At 53.8% G+C, this 17,532-nt stretch carries 18 protein-coding genes and 1 riboswitch; of the genes, 10 read left to right on the top strand and 8 right to left on the bottom strand.

What is annotated here, in order from left to right; all coding sequences use genetic code 11:
- The first annotated feature begins 598 nt into the window (after positions 1-598).
- Both purH and purD read left to right on the top strand, forming a co-directional pair.
- Positions 599-2,188 (top strand): bifunctional phosphoribosylaminoimidazolecarboxamide formyltransferase/IMP cyclohydrolase, encoded by a 1,590-nt coding sequence (purH, locus tag C0K55_RS23830; RefSeq protein ID WP_085449481.1) that lies wholly within the window; start codon positions 599-601, stop codon positions 2,186-2,188.
- A gap of 11 nt (positions 2,189-2,199) precedes the next feature.
- The gene (gene purD / locus C0K55_RS23835) at positions 2,200-3,489 is read left to right on the top strand and encodes a phosphoribosylamine--glycine ligase (RefSeq protein ID WP_001517541.1); all 1,290 of its coding nucleotides are present in this window, start codon (positions 2,200-2,202) and stop codon (positions 3,487-3,489) included.
- Here purD and zraR read toward each other — a convergent pair.
- Both zraR and zraS read right to left on the bottom strand, forming a co-directional pair.
- The gene (gene zraR / locus C0K55_RS23840; protein WP_000679878.1) at positions 3,486-4,811 is read right to left on the bottom strand and encodes a sigma-54-dependent response regulator transcription factor ZraR; all 1,326 of its coding nucleotides are present in this window, start codon (positions 4,809-4,811) and stop codon (positions 3,486-3,488) included. The two genes, purD and zraR, sit on opposite strands and share 4 nt — an antisense overlap.
- Positions 4,808-6,205 (bottom strand): two-component system sensor histidine kinase ZraS, encoded by a 1,398-nt coding sequence (gene zraS, locus C0K55_RS23845; RefSeq protein ID WP_001211947.1) that lies wholly within the window; start codon positions 6,203-6,205, stop codon positions 4,808-4,810. The genes zraR and zraS overlap by 4 nt, the downstream gene beginning before the upstream one ends.
- Positions 6,206-6,439: 234 nt before the next feature.
- Between zraS and zraP the strand changes: the two genes are divergently transcribed.
- Positions 6,440-6,868 carry a zinc resistance sensor/chaperone ZraP gene (zraP, locus tag C0K55_RS23855; protein WP_105266746.1) on the top strand — a complete coding sequence of 143 codons (429 nt, stop codon included), beginning with the start codon at positions 6,440-6,442 and terminating at the stop codon, positions 6,866-6,868.
- Between the two features lies 1 nt (position 6,869).
- Here the strand turns inward: zraP and C0K55_RS23860 are convergent, their stop codons facing one another.
- From C0K55_RS23860 to nudC, 6 genes are all read right to left on the bottom strand, one after another.
- Complete coding sequence (locus C0K55_RS23860) at positions 6,870-7,565, bottom strand: DUF1481 domain-containing protein (RefSeq protein WP_010375907.1); 696 nt, start codon at positions 7,563-7,565, stop codon at positions 6,870-6,872.
- Positions 7,566-7,577: 12 nt separating this feature from the next.
- Positions 7,578-7,850: a nucleoid-associated protein HU-alpha gene (hupA, locus tag C0K55_RS23865; RefSeq protein ID WP_001044513.1), complete on the bottom strand. Its 273-nt coding sequence runs from the start codon at positions 7,848-7,850 to the stop codon at positions 7,578-7,580.
- Between the two features lie 186 nt (positions 7,851-8,036).
- Positions 8,037-8,627, bottom strand: coding sequence for a YjaG family protein (locus tag C0K55_RS23870; RefSeq protein ID WP_000940106.1), 591 nt, complete (start codon positions 8,625-8,627; stop codon positions 8,037-8,039).
- A gap of 42 nt (positions 8,628-8,669) precedes the next feature.
- A complete protein-coding gene (gene nfi, locus C0K55_RS23875) occupies positions 8,670-9,341 on the bottom strand; it encodes a deoxyribonuclease V (protein ID WP_000362400.1) in 672 nt (223 codons plus the stop codon).
- A 9-nt stretch (positions 9,342-9,350) separates the two neighbouring features.
- Positions 9,351-10,415, bottom strand: coding sequence for a uroporphyrinogen decarboxylase (hemE, locus tag C0K55_RS23880; protein WP_000137657.1), 1,065 nt, complete (start codon positions 10,413-10,415; stop codon positions 9,351-9,353).
- Positions 10,416-10,454: 39 nt separating this feature from the next.
- Positions 10,455-11,228: an NAD(+) diphosphatase gene (gene nudC, locus C0K55_RS23885; RefSeq protein WP_000373924.1), complete on the bottom strand. Its 774-nt coding sequence runs from the start codon at positions 11,226-11,228 to the stop codon at positions 10,455-10,457.
- 93 nt (positions 11,229-11,321) lie between these two features.
- On the opposite strand from nudC, the gene C0K55_RS23890 reads away from it, so the two are divergent.
- The 7 genes from C0K55_RS23890 to thiH all read left to right on the top strand — a co-directional run bounded on the left by C0K55_RS23890 (position 11,322) and on the right by thiH (position 17,394).
- Complete coding sequence (locus C0K55_RS23890; RefSeq protein WP_000934291.1) at positions 11,322-11,798, top strand: Rsd/AlgQ family anti-sigma factor; 477 nt, start codon at positions 11,322-11,324, stop codon at positions 11,796-11,798.
- Positions 11,799-11,849: 51 nt separating this feature from the next.
- Positions 11,850-11,950: riboswitch (TPP riboswitch) on the top strand.
- 79 nt (positions 11,951-12,029) lie between these two features.
- Complete coding sequence (gene thiC, locus C0K55_RS23895) at positions 12,030-13,925, top strand: phosphomethylpyrimidine synthase ThiC (protein ID WP_001517538.1); 1,896 nt, start codon at positions 12,030-12,032, stop codon at positions 13,923-13,925.
- Complete coding sequence (gene thiE, locus C0K55_RS23900) at positions 13,925-14,560, top strand: thiamine phosphate synthase (protein WP_024191932.1); 636 nt, start codon at positions 13,925-13,927, stop codon at positions 14,558-14,560. Before thiC ends, thiE begins: the two co-directional genes overlap by 1 nt.
- A complete protein-coding gene (gene thiF / locus C0K55_RS23905; RefSeq protein ID WP_001517536.1) occupies positions 14,553-15,308 on the top strand; it encodes a thiazole biosynthesis adenylyltransferase ThiF in 756 nt (251 codons plus the stop codon). The genes thiE and thiF overlap by 8 nt, the downstream gene beginning before the upstream one ends.
- The gene (thiS, locus tag C0K55_RS23910) at positions 15,292-15,492 is read left to right on the top strand and encodes a sulfur carrier protein ThiS (RefSeq protein ID WP_001166252.1); all 201 of its coding nucleotides are present in this window, start codon (positions 15,292-15,294) and stop codon (positions 15,490-15,492) included. The genes thiF and thiS overlap by 17 nt, the downstream gene beginning before the upstream one ends.
- Before the next feature lies 1 nt (position 15,493).
- Entirely contained in the window at positions 15,494-16,264 is a 771-nt protein-coding gene (gene thiG, locus C0K55_RS23915) for a thiazole synthase (RefSeq protein ID WP_001517535.1), read from the top strand.
- Positions 16,261-17,394, top strand: a complete 1,134-nt coding sequence (thiH, locus tag C0K55_RS23920) for a 2-iminoacetate synthase ThiH (RefSeq protein WP_105266745.1) — start codon at positions 16,261-16,263, stop codon at positions 17,392-17,394. Before thiG ends, thiH begins: the two co-directional genes overlap by 4 nt.
- The last annotated feature ends 138 nt before the right edge of the window (positions 17,395-17,532 follow it).

The following is a 17,532-nucleotide window of genomic DNA, read 5'->3' on the forward strand; positions in this document are numbered from 1 at the left end:
AATTAAACTTCGTAATGAATTACGTGTTCACTCTTGAGACTTGGTATTCATTTAGCGTCTTGCGACGTTAAGAATCCGTATCTTCGAGTGCCCACACAGATTGTCTGATAAATTGTTAAAGAGCAGTTGCGACGCGGCTTTCAGCTCACTGTCGCGAGGTGGCGTATATTACGCTTTCCTCTTTCAGAGTCAACCCCGAATTTCAGGATTTTTTCTCTTCAACCGAACCGGCTGTTTGTGTGAAGTGATTCACATCCGCCGTGTCGATGGAGGCGCATTATAGGGTGTTCTCCGTAGGCCGCAATAGAAAAATTGCAAAAAAATGACTGACTGCTGCATTCCCCAGCAAAACCCCGCTTTATACCTTTTTACACACAGAGTTATCCACAATCATCAGCGTTATTTCTGTATTCCTGAACCGCTAATGGCAATCAAAATCGAGATCACCATCGAAACAAAAAAATTCGCGAGCGTTGCGCAAACGTTTTCGTTACAATGCGGGCGAAAAATAAAGATGCCCCGTTAGGGGCGTTAGCTGAGTTTTTTGCGAAAAATTCAGCTAACGCTCTCTGTAATAGTCAAATCCAGGGGATTTACCATGCAACAACGTCGTCCAGTCCGCCGCGCTCTGCTCAGTGTTTCTGACAAAGCCGGTATCGTCGAATTCGCCCAGGCACTTTCTGCACGCGGTGTGGAGCTGCTGTCGACAGGGGGCACTGCCCGTCTGTTAGCAGAAAAAGGCCTGCCGGTGACCGAAGTTTCCGATTACACCGGTTTCCCGGAGATGATGGATGGACGCGTGAAGACCCTGCATCCAAAAGTGCACGGCGGTATTCTGGGCCGTCGCGGTCAGGACGATGCCATTATGGAAGAACATCAGATCCAACCTATCGATATGGTGGTCGTTAACCTGTACCCATTCGCCCAGACCGTGGCCCGTGAAGGCTGCTCACTGGAAGATGCGGTTGAGAACATCGATATCGGCGGCCCAACCATGGTGCGCTCCGCCGCCAAGAATCATAGAGATGTCGCTATCGTTGTTAAGAGCAGCGACTATGACGCTATTATTGAAGAGATGGATGCCAACGAAGGTTCTCTGACTCTCGATACCCGTTTCGACCTCGCCATCAAAGCCTTCGAACATACCGCCGCCTATGACAGCATGATCGCCAACTACTTCGGTAGCATGGTTCCGGCTTATCACGGCGAGAGTAAAGAAGCGGCTGGCCGCTTCCCGCGCACACTTAACCTGAACTTCATTAAGAAGCAGGATATGCGCTACGGTGAAAACAGCCACCAGCAAGCTGCCTTCTATATAGAAGAGAATGTGAAAGAAGCCTCCGTTGCCACCGCAATCCAGGTTCAGGGTAAAGCCCTTTCCTATAACAACATCGCTGATACCGATGCGGCGCTGGAATGCGTGAAAGAATTTGCGGAGCCAGCCTGTGTGATTGTGAAGCACGCTAACCCCTGCGGTGTCGCCATCAGCAGCACGATCCTTGATGCTTACGATCGCGCGTATAAAACCGACCCAACCTCCGCATTCGGCGGCATTATCGCTTTTAACCGTGAGCTGGATGCTGAAACCGCGCAGGCTATTATCTCCCGTCAGTTTGTTGAAGTGATCATTGCGCCGTCCGCCAGCGAAGAAGCCCTGAAAATCACCGCCGCCAAACAGAACGTGCGCGTCCTGACCTGTGGTCAGTGGGGCGAGCGTGTTCCGGGCCTCGATTTCAAACGCGTGAATGGCGGTTTGCTGGTTCAGGATCGCGATCTGGGCATGGTTGGCGCAGAAGAACTGCGCGTGGTGACTAAACGCCAGCCGACCGAGCAGGAACTACGTGATGCGCTGTTCTGCTGGAAGGTGGCGAAGTTCGTGAAATCCAACGCCATCGTCTATGCCAAAAACAATATGACCATCGGGATTGGCGCGGGCCAGATGAGCCGCGTGTACTCCGCGAAAATCGCCGGTATTAAAGCCGCCGATGAAGGTCTGGAAGTGAAAGGTTCCTCGATGGCTTCTGACGCGTTCTTCCCGTTCCGCGACGGTATTGATGCCGCCGCCGCTGCGGGCGTGACCTGCGTAATCCAGCCTGGCGGTTCTATCCGTGATGACGAAGTGATTGCTGCCGCCGACGAGCACGGTATTGCGATGCTCTTCACCGACATGCGCCACTTCCGCCATTAATGGAGCGACAGATGAAAGTATTAGTGATTGGTAACGGCGGGCGCGAACACGCGCTGGCCTGGAAAGCGGCGCAATCGCCGCTGGTTGAGACCGTATTTGTCGCACCAGGTAATGCGGGAACGGCGCTGGAACCTGCGCTGCAAAACGTCGCTATCGGCGTGACCGATATCCCGGCGCTGCTGGATTTCGCGCAAAACGAAAAGATCGACCTAACCATCGTCGGCCCGGAAGCACCGCTGGTGAAAGGCGTGGTTGATACCTTCCGCGCCGCTGGGCTGAAAATCTTCGGCCCAACCGCAGGTGCCGCACAACTGGAAGGCTCGAAAGCATTTACTAAAGATTTCCTGGCCCGCCATAAGATCCCTACGGCGGAATACCAGAACTTCACCGAAGTAGAACCTGCATTAGCGTATCTGCGTGAGAAAGGCGCACCGATCGTTATCAAAGCGGACGGTCTGGCCGCCGGGAAAGGTGTTATCGTGGCGATGACACTGGAAGAAGCTGAAGCGGCTGTTCACGATATGCTGGCGGGCAACGCTTTTGGCGACGCGGGTCATCGCATTGTGATCGAAGAGTTCCTCGACGGCGAAGAAGCGAGCTTTATCGTGATGGTGGACGGCGAACATGTGCTGCCAATGGCCACCAGCCAGGATCACAAACGCGTAGGCGATAAAGATACCGGGCCGAACACCGGCGGGATGGGTGCTTACTCTCCTGCGCCAGTTGTGACCGATGAAGTTCATCAGCGCACGATGGAACGCATCATCTGGCCAACCGTAAAAGGCATGGCGGCGGAAGGCAACACCTACACCGGTTTTCTCTACGCGGGTTTGATGATCGACAAACAGGGTAATCCGAAGGTTATCGAGTTTAACTGCCGCTTTGGCGATCCGGAAACCCAGCCGATTATGCTGCGCATGAAGTCCGATCTGGTTGAACTCTGCCTGGCGGCCTGTGAAGGCAAGCTGGACGAGAAAACGTCCGAGTGGGATGAACGTGCTTCTCTCGGCGTGGTGATGGCTGCGGGTGGATATCCAGGGGATTACCGCACCGGCGATGTGATCCACGGCCTGCCGCTGGAAGAAGTGGAAGACGGCAAAGTGTTCCATGCGGGTACGAAACTGGCAGATGACGAGCAGGTGATCACCAGCGGCGGGCGCGTACTGTGCGTCACCGCGCTGGGTCATACCGTGGCAGAAGCGCAGAAACGCGCTTATGCCTTAATGACCGATATCCACTGGGATGATTGCTTCTGCCGGAAAGATATCGGCTGGCGCGCCATCGAACGCGAGCAGAACTAACGCGACAGTTTTGCCAATAGCGTTTTGCGCGTGATCCCTAACTGGCGGGCGGCTTCGGTTTTGTTGCCGCCCGTTTTCTCCAGCGCCGCCAGAATCACCTCCTTTTCCACTTCCACCAGCGGCTGAATATCCTGACTTTGCACCAGCGGAATCGACGTACTGGCAATCGCCAGCGGCAGCTCGCGTTCGGAAATATATTCCCCGGTCAGTAGCACCACCGCCCGTTCCACTGCGTTTTCCAGTTCACGAATATTCCCCGGCCAGTCGTAGTGAATTAGCAGATCCATCGCCTGCGGCGTAAAGCCTTTTACCGCCTTGCGATTACGTTCAGCAAAGCGCTGCAGAAAATGATCTGCCAACAGAGGAATATCTTCCCGCCGTTGACGTAGCGCCGGCACTTCAATCGCCACCACGTTCAGTCGATAGTAGAGATCCTGGCGAAAACGCCCGGCATTCACCTCTGCGGCAAGATCGCGATGGGTCGCGGCAATCAGCCGGACATCGACAGAAATAGTCTGGTTGCTGCCAACACGCTGGACTTCACGCTCCTGAATGGCACGCAGCAGACGAACCTGCATCATTGGAGAAATATCGCCAATTTCATCGAGAAACAACGTGCCGCCGTCCGCCTCAACAAAGCGCCCTTCCCGCCGTTTATCGGCACCGGTAAACGCCCCTTTTTCATGACCGAACAATTCGGACTCCAGTAAGGATTCGTTGAGTGCCGCACAGTTGAGCGTTACCAGCGGTTTTTCACTACGTGCGCTACTGGCGTGAATTGCTCTGGCAACCAACTCTTTGCCGGTGCCAGAATCGCCGTGGATCAACACCGTGGCTTCCGATGGTGCGACGAGGGCTATTTCACTGAGTAAGTGTTGCATCGCCGGGCTTTTCCCAACCATCCCAAACTGGCTGGCTAGCACGGTAGGCGTTTCAGAAGCGACAATCTGCGTATGAGCAAGCGCCTTTTCCAGCGTTGCCTGCAAGTTATCGAAATCCAGCGGCTTGATGAGATAATCCAGTGCCCCGGTTTTCAGCGCTTCTACCGCCGTCTCGACGCTGGAGTAAGCGGTCATAATCAGCACCGGAATTGCCGGATTTAACGCTTTAATCTCTTTCAGCGTGGCGATGCCGTCCATCTCCGCCATTCGCACATCGCAAAGCACAAGATCAAAAACCTGTTCCCGCACCTGCTCCAGCGCCTGTCGCCCGCTGTTCGCCAGCGCGACGTTATAGCCCCAGCCACGTAGCAATGCCTGCAAGATGGTGCAGTGGCTAATGTCATCATCCACCACCAGAATATCGATGTTATCGTGCTTCATCCTTGTGGGTCCTTACGATTAATATTCACCGGAAGCCAGAGGGTGAATGTTGCACCTTTCCCCTCCTGGCTGGCGACCTGAATTGTACCACCGTGTTGTTCAACAATATTATGCACAACCGCCAGCCCCAGCCCGGTGCCTTCGGCTTTGGTGGTGAAGTACGGGGTGAAGATAGCCTCCAGTTGATCTGCCGCAATTCCCTTACCGCTGTCGGTAACGTTAATTTTCACGCCATTGCCGCTTTCACTTGCCGTCACACTAATCACGCCATGCTCACCAATAGCCTGAATAGCATTGAGATAAAGATTTAACAGTACCTGAGTCAGTCTGTCCGGGTCGGCCTGAATTTCCGGCAACCCGTTGTTAGCGTTAAAGCACAACTGTATCTCACGACTCTGAGCGTCCTGGCTCACCAGTTGTAATGAATGGTTAATCAGGGTATTGAGCTCCACCGCCTGCAAAGCAAGGTGCGTTGGCTTGACCAGTTCCAGCAGTTCGCTCACCACGCGATTCAAACGGTCGGCTTCTTTCGCCATCACCTGCGCCAGTTGATGCGCTTCGCCCCCCGCGGGCGTGCGCTCGGCAAAATATTTCGCCAGTCCTTTAATCGATGAAAGTGGGTTACGGATTTCGTGGGCGACGCCTGCCGCCAGATGCCCCAGCGCCACCAGCTTCTCTTTGCGCTTCATTTCATCCTGCAATAACTGGCGCGAGCGAAGGTAACGGCGATACCAGAAGAATGACAACACGCTCGCCAGCAATACCGTCGCCAGAGCAAAGAGAATAATCAGGGTATTGCGCTTCTCCCCAATCTGGGTTGCAACCAGATCACTGGCATCAACAGCGATAAAAATAGCCTGTTGTGCATCTGCCTGTGGCTCAGGTTTGCCGTTACAGCGCGGCATATTATGCATCCCATGCCTCCAGGAGGCTGACATGGGCTGAAACAAACGATAGACCTCAAGCGCAGGCGTTTTTTCCGCGTCCTCAAGCAGTCGCCAGCGGGAGTTTTCCTCTGGCTTTAACTGCCGCATTTCATCAGGCGAATAGAGTGCACGCCCGACCATTTCTGGGTCACTGTGAAGAATGATAATGCCCTGCGCATCGGTGACCGCAAACCACAACACCCCTGGCTGGCCTGCCATCTCTTCCAGAAGTGCCTGTTGCTGCACATGGTGCATTCGCATCCCCATCCCTACGCGACTTCCTGACTCCAGAGCGCGAATGAGCACATTACCTTTTTCCAGTAATGCCTGGCGGTCAGCCTCGCTTGCCCGCCCATAATCGCGAATCACCGTCACCGCAAACAATCCCACCAGCCCAACAATGACTACGGGGAGGATCGCGCTTAACCATTTGGCTAATGTGTCTTTAGAACGTTGCATAAAACGCATCTTCTTTGCCTGTTCATCCCTTTTTGACAGCACAAATCATGCCATCTTTTATTGCCCCCTACCCTGCGCTGTAACACAAACGCTTATCTTTCAATGAGTAAAAATGACTCGCTACCCACCACAATCGGGTCATTTTTACTCGCTAACCGCGCCAGATTGCCCGTTACATCGGTGTTTCATCGTTGGCACGAAAGATGCAATACGTAAAGTAAGACAACCACTGGAGGATTAACCATGAAACGGAACACGAAGATTGCCCTGGTGATGATGGCGTTTTCAGCAATGGCGATAGGCTCAACAACTGCATTTGCCCACGGCGGACACAGTATGTGGCAGCAAAATGCAGCGCCTTTGACCAGCGAACAACGAACTGCGTGGCAGAAAATCCATAATGACTTTTACGCCCAAAGCAGCGCGCTGCAACAACAACTGGTGACGAAGCGTTATGAATACAACGCCCTGTTAGCCGCTAATCCACCGGATAGCAGCAAAATTAACGCAGTCGCCAAAGAGATGGAGACTTTACGTCAGTCATTAGATGAATTGCGAGTTAAACGGGATATTGCGATGGCTGAAGCGGGTATTCCACGCGGTGTCGGAATGGGCATGGGTTACGGTGGCTGCGGAGGTGGTGACGGCCATATGGGTATGGGCCACTGGTAAATCAGAACGTCTTCTCGTTGGGTTGCCAGCGACAAAAATCAGAGTTTGCCACTAACAGTAATTGTGAACCCTCGGGCGCTTCCAGCCATGCCACGCTCACATCAACAGAAGAGCGGCTCTGGCGGCGCTCGATATGCGCTATCGCCTGCGAATCTAAATCAGGCTTAATGGTTTGCCCTTCGCAGGTAGTCACAGTCTGTTCCATCGCATGCCAGCGTCCCTGACGCAGTACCACTCTCCCCTGACGTAAGGCGTCGCTAATCTGGCGGATCTGGTCTGCACGATAACGGTATAAATCGATTTGATCGTTAGAAAGCTGCTGCTTTTGCCCGTCGGATTCACGTTGCATAAAGCTCAGGTCACCGCGCTCGTCAAAGCGTGCGCGGATATTCACCGGCGGTTTGCTGTAAACGTTGATATTGATAAGCGTGAGGTTATCGCCCTGCCAGCGGTATTCACGGGTAGTGGTATCGCCATTGCGCCACGGACTGAACACGGCAAGCAGATGGATATTATCGCCGCTGTCTTTTCGCCAGATGCGCACTGCACCCTGGTCTTCGGCAAACCCACTGGCGGTAAAAGGGGGAAGTGAAGAGTTGTGGCTACAGGCAGAGAGAAACAGCACGCCTGCCAGCATCAATGTGCGACGCCAGAAAGACAAAAGGGGTGAAACCACCCCTTCGTTAAAACTGTTCACTGCCACGCAATCTTACTTAACTGCGTCTTTCAGTGCCTTGCCAGAAACAAATGCCGGTACGTTAGCTGCGGCGATTTTGATTTCTTTACCGGTCTGCGGGTTGCGGCCAGTACGCTCAGCGCGGTGGTTCACTTTGAAGGTTCCGAAACCAACCAGTTGTACAGCATCGCCTTCTTTCAGAGACTCAGTAATTGCAGCCAGAGTGGACTCCAGAGCAGCTTTAGCCTGGGTTTTGGACAGTTCTGCTTTCTCTGCAATTACATCAATCAGTTGAGTCTTGTTCATAAGTTATCCTTACAATGTGTTTATCGCTTGCTAAGCATCGAGTGCGACGGAAATGCCAGAATAGCACTCTCCTGCATACACGCACCGATAGCCACTTTTTTTCGCCCCCCAAATGTAGACCAGACGGGGGGCGAAAGGGAAGACTCCAGGTACGACAAATCAGGCGTTAATTCACGTTTTCTGGTCTTATTGCTGAAAAATTATACCAATATTGCTCTCACCCGCCTCACGCAGGTCTGCCCTAAGGCCTTTTATCAGCTCAATGTCGCGTTCTTCGCACTCGGCTAAAAGTCGGAATATTTCCCACTGAATGTCCCATTCTTGCTCAACGGCCGGGTTTTCTTTCAGCTCTTCATCGCTCATTTCGCGACCAGCCTGGGTCATTTCCAGCATCGCAACGGTGGTGATGGAAGTCTTACTGACTTCCACAGCGTGTTCCAGTGTTTCGCCACTCAAACGCGAATGAACCAGTTCACTTAACGCCACGCAGGCATCGATTGCCGGATAAACACCGTACAGATCGAAATCATCTGCTGAAGGGATAGCTTCCTCAAATTTCTCCAGTTGACTGTCGAAATTCACTTTTGCGTCTTTGACAGTCAGCGTTTCCCAGATGAGATCAAGAATGCGACGGTAAATCTGCCCATCACCGAAGCCGGTTTGCTGGCAGAACATGGCGTAATTGGGGTACATGCGTTCGCATAAGCAGGCCATAAAAGTAACGTGCTGCCAGCTTTCCAGGCGCTCCAGACGCAGATGAATCGGGTTTTGTAACATGTTGAGTTCTCAAATACGGAAATTATCCGCAGTTTACCTGAATTAGGGCTGATTTGCTGTATAGCGCACGAACGCCGGACGTTCCGAGGCCACAGCATCCGCCCAGCGCGTTGGTTCTGGCAGACGATAGCCTTTCATGCAGCGTTGTACCCACGCCAGCGCGCTATCCACGCTGATCCGATGACCAGTAGCAATAAACAGCGGATTACAGCGCGCTTTGCTACGCCAGACCCAGGCCAGTTGCTCGCCTTTGTCCATCAACGGCGACAGCGCGCCCGGTTCGCTGGAGAGTGGTTCGAATTTACCGCATAGCCGTTTTTTCGCCACGCCAATGGTTGGCACATCGACTAATAAGCCAAAATGACTGGCGACGCCAAGACGACGCGGATGCGAGATCCCATGACCGTCGACAAACACTAAATCCGGTTTTTGCGACAGCATCTCCCACGCTGCCAGCAGCGCAGGATATTCGCGGAAGGAAAGAAAACCAGGAATGTAAGGCATGGTGGTGGCGATGCGAGCCACTTTATACTCCACCAGCTCAAGAGTGGGATATTTCAGCAGCACTATTGCCGCTCGCGTCACATCTCCGCCCTGCTCAAACCCAACATCGGCTCCGGCGATCAGATCCGGAGGATCTTTATCGAGTCGATCCTCGCGGATCACAGAAGAGGCCAGTTCAAGTTGTTGAGCGCGTAATGACGCGAGATCCATAATCACTCCTTAACGGTGGTACTGTTCGGACAACCGATGTACTGCCTCCACAAAGACACCGGCATGTTCTGGCGGTACATCCTGGTGAATGCCGTGACCAAGGTTGAAGACATGACCTTCACCATGACCGAAACCGGCAAGAATTGTCGCCACTTCTTCTTCAATGCGGGCTGGCGGCGCATACAGCATCGATGGGTCCATATTGCCCTGCAACGCGACTTTATTACCCACGCGGCGGCGCGCATCAGCGATATCCGTTGTCCAGTCGAGACCCAGCGCATCGCAACCAGTTTCCGCCATCGCTTCCAGCCACTGTCCACCGCCTTTGGTAAACAGTGTTACCGGCACACGGCGGCCGTCGTTTTCACGCAGCAACCCATCGACAATTTTATGCATGTAGTAGAGCGAGAACTGTTGATAGTCACGTCCGGTGAGCACGCCGCCCCAGGTGTCGAAAATCATCACCGCCTGCGCACCGGCTTTGATTTGCGCGTTCAGGTACAGGGTGACGCTTTTCGCCAATTTATCGAGTAGCGCATGCAGCGCTTGCGGATCGGCATACATCATTTTTTTGATCACGGTGAAAGCTTTGCTACTACCGCCTTCCACCATGTAGGTCGCCAGCGTCCACGGGCTGCCGGAAAAACCAATTAGTGGTACTTCGCCTTTCAGTTCGCGACGAATGGTACGTACTGCGTTCATCACGTAACCCAGTTCATCTTCCGGATCCGGAATCGGCAGTTTATCGACGTCTGCTTTACAGGTGACTGGCGAGGTGAATCGCGGGCCTTCTCCGGCTTCAAAATAGAGTCCTAACCCCATTGCATCCGGAACGGTGAGAATATCGGAAAACAGAATCGCCGCGTCCAGCGGATAGCGACGTAGCGGCTGCAAGGTGACTTCGCACGCCAGCTCGGCGTTTTTGCACAACGACATAAAATCGCCCGCCTGAGCGCGAGTAGCTTTATATTCCGGTAGGTAGCGACCCGCCTGGCGCATCATCCATACTGGAGTGACATCAACGGGCTGGCGCAGCAGCGCCCGCAGATAACGATCGTTTTTGAGTTCGGTCATTTTGGCTGTTCCTTAGTGCGTCAGGCGGTCAGTGTATCATCACTCATACTCTGCCCGACACATCGCCACCGTATCTTCTATCAGACGGCGCGCCACAGTGCCCGGTGGTGGCAATAATGGTAAATCGTCGTAGCGATACCAGTTCGCCTCCAGCAGTTCTTTCGGATCAATCACGATGTCACCACTGTCATACTCCGCCATAAACGCAGTCATCAGCGACTGAGGAAACGGCCACGGCTGAGAGGTCACATAACGCAAATTCCTGACTTTGATGCCACTCTCTTCCATCACTTCCCTCGCGACCGCCTGTTCGAGGGTTTCTCCGACTTCGACAAATCCGGCGAGTACCGTATGGACACCGTTACGATGCCGGGTATGCTGGGCAAGTAGGATCGAATCATCGCGACGGATGGCAACGATAATGCAGGGAGCGATTTGTGGGTAGTAACGCTCACGGCAGTGGCTGCACAGCATCGCCCATTCGGTTTTGCTTGGGTACATTTCATGCCCGCAATATCCGCAGTATTTATGCGAACGGTAAAACTCCGCCAGTTGCACGCCGCGTCCGGCTAATTGAAACAGCCCGACGTCCAGATCAATAACCTGGCGCACCGAGCCCATATCATGGCGACGCTGCTGTTGTACCAGCCAAACAGGTTCTCCTTGCCATTCGCCTATCTGCAGTGCGCGCTGACCCACAAGATCAAAATTTGCCGCTTTGCCATATGGCAATTCTCCCTTCGGCAACCATAATTTTTGCTCATGGCTGACTATCCACCAACCGTGATCTAATTTTTCAATTATACGATCCATAGCTCTTGCACTACCTTTGCTTCACTGGCATGTTTAACATGTTTTTTACATTCTCACTGAGCAGTTTTTGAAGACAAACTTGCGGAGTCAATCATGCTTAACCAGCTCGATAACCTGACGGAACACGTCAGAGGAAGTAACAAACTGGTTGATCGCTGGCTACATGTACGTAAGCATCTGCTCGTGGCTTACTACAATTTGGTTGGCATTAAGCCTGGCAAAGAATCGTACATGAGGCTAAACGAAAAAGCCCTTGATGATTTTTGCCAGAGTCTGGTCGATTACCTTTCTGCCGGGCATTTCAGTATTTATGAGCGCATTCTGCATAAACTGGAAGGCAACGGGCAGCTCGCTCGCGCCGCGAAGATTTGGCCGCAACTGGAAGCCAACACGCAGCAGATTATGGATTACTACGATTCCAGTCTGGAAACCGCCATAGATCATGATAATTATCTTGAGTTTCAACAGGTTTTATCTGACATCGGTGAAGCGCTGGAAGCACGCTTTGTGCTGGAAGATAAGCTAATTCTGCTGGTGCTTGACGCTGCCCGCCTCAAACATCTTGCTTGAGTTATGCGCTGTTAACGCGTAATTTACATTCAACGCCCCGTTTGCGGGGCTAATTTCTTGTCGGAGTGCCTTAACTGGCTGAGACCGTTCATTCGGGATCCGCGGAACCTGATCAGGCTAATACCTGCGAAGGGAACAAGAGTTAATCTGCTATTGCATCGCCTTTGCGGCGATCATCTCTTGCTTCATCCGTCGTCTGACAAGCCACGTCCTTAACTTTTGGAATGAGCTATGTCTGCAACAAAACTGACCCGCCGCGAGCAACGCGCCCAGGCCCAACATTTTATCGATACCCTGGAAGGCACCGCCTTTCCCAACTCAAAACGGATTTACATCACCGGCACACATCCTGGCGTGCGCGTGCCGATGCGTGAGATCCAGCTTAGCCCGACGCTAATCGGCGGCAGCAAAGAACAGCCACAGTACGAAGAAAATGAAGCGATTCCGGTCTACGATACCTCCGGCCCGTATGGCGACCCGCAAATCGCGATTAACGTACAGCAAGGGCTGGCAAAACTGCGCCAGCCGTGGATCGATGCACGCGGCGACACTGAAGCACTCACCGTTCGCAGTTCCGATTACACTAAAGCGCGACTGGCGGATGATGGCCTCGATGAATTGCGTTTTAGCGGCGTATTAACGCCAAAACGCGCCAAAGCAGGCCATCGCGTTACGCAGTTACACTACGCCCGCCGGGGCATCATCACGCCGGAGATGGAGTTCATCGCCATTCGCGAGAACATGGGGCGCGAGCGCATCCGTAGCGAAGTTTTGCGCCACCAGCATCCGGGTATGAGCTTTGGCGCTCGCCTGCCGGAAAATATCACCGCGGAGTTTGTCCGTGACGAAGTCGCTGCCGGACGCGCCATTATCCCCGCCAATATCAATCATCCGGAATCTGAGCCAATGATCATTGGTCGCAACTTTCTGGTGAAAGTGAATGCCAATATCGGCAACTCAGCGGTCACCTCTTCCATTGAAGAAGAAGTGGAAAAACTGGTGTGGTCCACGCGCTGGGGAGCGGATACTGTGATGGATCTCTCTACCGGTCGCTATATTCACGAAACCCGCGAGTGGATTTTGCGCAACAGCCCGGTGCCGATCGGTACTGTGCCGATCTATCAGGCGCTGGAAAAGGTTAACGGGATCGCTGAAGATCTTACCTGGGAAACGTTCCGAGACACGCTGCTGGAACAGGCCGAGCAAGGTGTAGATTACTTCACGATTCATGCGGGCGTTCTCCTGCGCTACGTGCCAATGACCGCTAAACGTCTGACCGGTATTGTGTCGCGCGGCGGTTCGATTATGGCGAAATGGTGCCTCTCCCATCATCAGGAAAACTTCCTCTATCAACACTTCCGCGAAATTTGTGAAATCTGCGCCGCTTATGACGTTTCGCTGTCGCTGGGCGATGGCCTGCGTCCCGGTTCGATTCAGGATGCTAACGATGAAGCACAGTTTGCCGAGCTGCATACGCTGGGCGAACTGACCAAAATCGCCTGGGAGTATGACGTGCAGGTGATGATTGAAGGCCCCGGGCATGTGCCGATGCAAATGATTCGCCGCAATATGACCGAGGAGTTAGAGCACTGCCACGAAGCACCGTTCTATACCCTCGGGCCGCTGACTACCGACATTGCGCCGGGCTATGACCATTTCACTTCGGGGATTGGCGCAGCGATGATTGGCTGGTTTGGCTGCGCGATGCTCTGCTACGTAACGCCAAAAGAGCACCTGGGTCTGCCCAATAAAGAAGACGTTAAGCAGGGACTTATCACCTATAAGATTGCCGCCCACGCCGCCGACCTGGCAAAGGGGCATCCGGGCGCACAAATTCGCGATAACGCCATGTCGAAAGCCCGTTTCGAATTTCGCTGGGAAGACCAGTTTAATCTGGCCCTCGATCCGTTTACCGCCCGCGCTTACCACGATGAAACCCTGCCGCAAGAGTCTGGCAAGGTCGCCCATTTCTGCTCGATGTGTGGACCGAAATTCTGCTCGATGAAAATCAGCCAGGAAGTGCGCGATTATGCCGCCGCGCAAACCATTGAAGTAGGAATGGCGGATATGTCGGAGAACTTCCGCGCCAGAGGCGGAGAAATCTACCTGCGTAAGGAGGAAGCATGATGTATCAGCCTGATTTTCCTCGTGTACCTTTTCGTTTAGGGCTGTATCCAGTAGTGGACAGTGTGCAGTGGATCGAACGCATGCTGGACGCGGGCGTGCGCACCCTCCAGCTACGCATTAAAGATCAGCGCGATGAAGAGGTGGAAGCTGATGTCGTAGCGGCAATTGAACTGGGTCACCGCTATAACGCACGACTGTTTATCAACGATTACTGGCAACTGGCGATCAGGCATCAGGCGTATGGTGTCCATCTGGGGCAGGAAGATTTGCAATCCACCGATCTCGCCGCTATCCGCGCGGCAGGCCTGCGGCTGGGCGTTTCGACCCATGATGACATGGAAATCGACGTCGCGCTGGCAGCACGCCCTTCTTATATCGCACTGGGGCATGTGTTCCCCACGCAAACCAAACAGATGCCTTCCGCGCCGCAGGGGCTGGCGCAACTGGCTCGGCACATTGAGCGCCTGGCTGATTATCCCACCGTGGCGATTGGTGGTATCAGTCTGGCGCGCGCACCTGCGGTGATGGCGACGGGTGTCGGTAGCATCGCCGTCGTCAGTGCCATTACCCAGGCGACAGACTGGCGTGCGGCAACAGCTCAGTTGTTGGAAATTGCAGGAGTTGGCGATGAATGACCGTGATTTTATGCGTTATAGCCGCCAAATCCTGCTCGATGACATCGCCATTGAAGGCCAGCAAAAACTGCTCGACAGCCAGGTGCTGATTATCGGCCTTGGCGGGCTGGGTACGCCTGCTGCGCTGTACCTGGCTGGCGCTGGTATCGGAACTCTGGTGCTGGCAGATGACGACGATGTGCATTTGAGTAATCTGCAGCGGCAAATCCTCTTTACCACTGAAGATATCGACCGCCCGAAATCGCAGGTCTGCCAACAGCGACTGACGCAATTGAATCCCGATATTCAACTGATGGCATTACAACAACGGCTAACGGGTCATGCCTTAAAAGATGCGGTAGCACAAGCCGATGTGGTGCTCGACTGTACCGACAATATGGCGACTCGCCAGGAGATTAACGCCGCCTGCGTGGCACTCAACACGCCGCTTATCACCGCCAGCGCGGTCGGTTTTGGTGGTCAGTTGATGGTACTGACGCCGCCCTGGGAACAGGGGTGTTATCGCTGTCTGTGGCCGGATAACCTGGAGCCTGAACGCAACTGCCGCACGGCGGGCGTGGTTGGCCCGGTGGTCGGGGTTATGGGTACTTTGCAGGCACTGGAAGCAATTAAGTTATTAAGCGATATAGAGACACCTGCGGGAGAACTCCGTTTGTTCGACGGTAAATCGAACCAGTGGCGCAGCCTGGCGTTGCGCCGCGCCACAGAATGCCCTGTATGTGGAGGATGCAATGCAGATCCTGTTTAACGATCAACCGATGCAGTTCGCCGCCGGACAAACTGTTCACGAGCTGCTGGAGCAACTCAATCAACAACAAGCGGGCGCAGCGCTGGCGATTAATCAACAAATCGTCCCGCGCGAGCAATGGGCGCAACATATCGTGCAGGATGGCGACCAGATCCTGCTTTTTCAGGTTATTGCAGGGGGATGAGATGTTACGTATTGCGGACAAAACGTTTGATTCACATCTGTTTACCGGCACCGGGAAATTCGCCTCTTCGCAACTGATGGTGGAGGCGATCCGCGCTTCCGGCAGTCAACTGGTGACGCTGGCAATGAAACGCGTCGACTTGCGCCAGCACAACGACGCTATCCTCGATCCGCTTATCGCTGCGGGTATGACGCTGCTGCCGAATACTTCCGGGGCGAAAACAGCAGAAGAAGCCATTTTCGCTGCTCACCTGGCACGTGAGGCGTTAGGCACACACTGGCTGAAGTTGGAGATTCACCCTGACGCCCGCTGGTTGTTGCCCGATCCCATCGAAACCCTGAAAGCTGCCGAAACACTGGTGCAGCAGGGGTTTGTCGTGCTGCCCTACTGCAGTGCCGATCCGGTATTGTGCAAACGTCTGGAAGAAGTCGGTTGCGCGGCGGTAATGCCGCTCGGCGCACCAATTGGCTCTAATCAGGGACTGGAAACCCGCGCCATGCTGGAGATTATTATCCAGCAAGCCACGGTTCCGGTGGTGGTTGATGCGGGCATCGGCGTTCCGAGTCATGCCGCGCAGGCGCTGGAAATGGGGGCCGACGCCGTATTAGTAAATACAGCGATTGCCGTCGCGGACGATCCCATCAACATGGCAAAAGCATTTCGTCTGGCAGTAGAAGCTGGCCTGCTGGCGCGTCAGGCTGGGCCTGGCAGCCGAAGTAGCTTTGCTCATGCCACCAGCCCACTGACCGGATTTCTGGAGGTTTCAGCATGAAAACCTTCAGCAATCGCTGGCGAGAACTGGACTGGGACGACATCCGTCTGCGCATCAACAGTAAAACGGCCGCTGACGTAGAGCGGGCGCTAAATGCGCCGTCACTTACCCGCGACGACATGATGGCATTGCTCTCGCCTGCCGCCAGTGATTATCTGGAACCACTGGCCCAACGGGCGCAACGTCTGACACGCCAACGATTTGGCAATACCGTCAACTTCTACGTCCCGCTCTATCTTTCTAATCTTTGTGCTAACGACTGCACCTATTGTGGATTTTCCATGAGCAATCGCATCAAGCGCAAAACGCTGGATGAAGCAGACATCGCCAGGGAAAGCGCCGCTATTAAGGCAATGGGCTTTGAGCATCTGTTGCTGGTCACCGGTGAACATCAGGCGAAAGTAGGGATGGATTACTTTCGTCGCCACCTTCCTATCCTGCGTGAACAGTTCTCTTCGCTACAGATGGAAGTACAACCACTGACAGAAGCGGAATACGCCAAGTTAAAGCAACTTGGTCTGGATGGGGTAATGGTTTATCAGGAGACATATCACGAGGCGACGTATGCCCGCCATCATCTGAAAGGGAAAAAACAGGACTTCTTCTGGCGACTGGAAACACCAGACCGACTGGGTCGTGCGGGGATTGATAAGATAGGCCTTGGCGCGCTAATCGGCCTTTCCGACAACTGGCGCGTTGACTGCTACATGGTTGCCGAGCATTTGCTGTGGCTGCAACAGCATTACTGGCAAAGCCGCTACTCTGTCTCCTTCCCACGGTTGCGGCCATGTACTGGCGGCATTGAACCAGCGTCGATTATGGATGAACGCCAGCTAGTGCAAACCATCTGCTCCTTCCGCCTGTTTGCGCCGGAGATTGAACTCTCACTCTCCACGCGGGAATCACCGTGGTTTCGCGATCGCGTTATTCCGCTGGCAATAAATAACGTCAGCGCCTTCTCGAAAACGCAGCCAGGTGGCTATGCCGACGGTCACCCTGAACTGGAACAATTCTCACCGCACGACGATCGCAGGCCAGAAGTTGTTGCCGCCGCGTTGACCGCCCAGGGCTTGCAGCCGGTATGGAAAGACTGGGACAGCTATCTGGGACGCGCCTCGCAACGGTTTTGAGACTGAATGTAAGAGCATAAATTTATTCCGAGCAGTTACGAAAGATGGAAAACGGAAACTTGTTGAAAGTCTTCCGTTTTTTTATGGTAGTGCCGTCAGCAGGAATGTTGTCCAGGGCGAAAAGCTTCTTCCTCGTTT

The organism is Escherichia sp. MOD1-EC6098, from assembly GCF_002965865.1.
GTDB classification, from domain to species: domain Bacteria; phylum Pseudomonadota; class Gammaproteobacteria; order Enterobacterales; family Enterobacteriaceae; genus Escherichia; species Escherichia marmotae.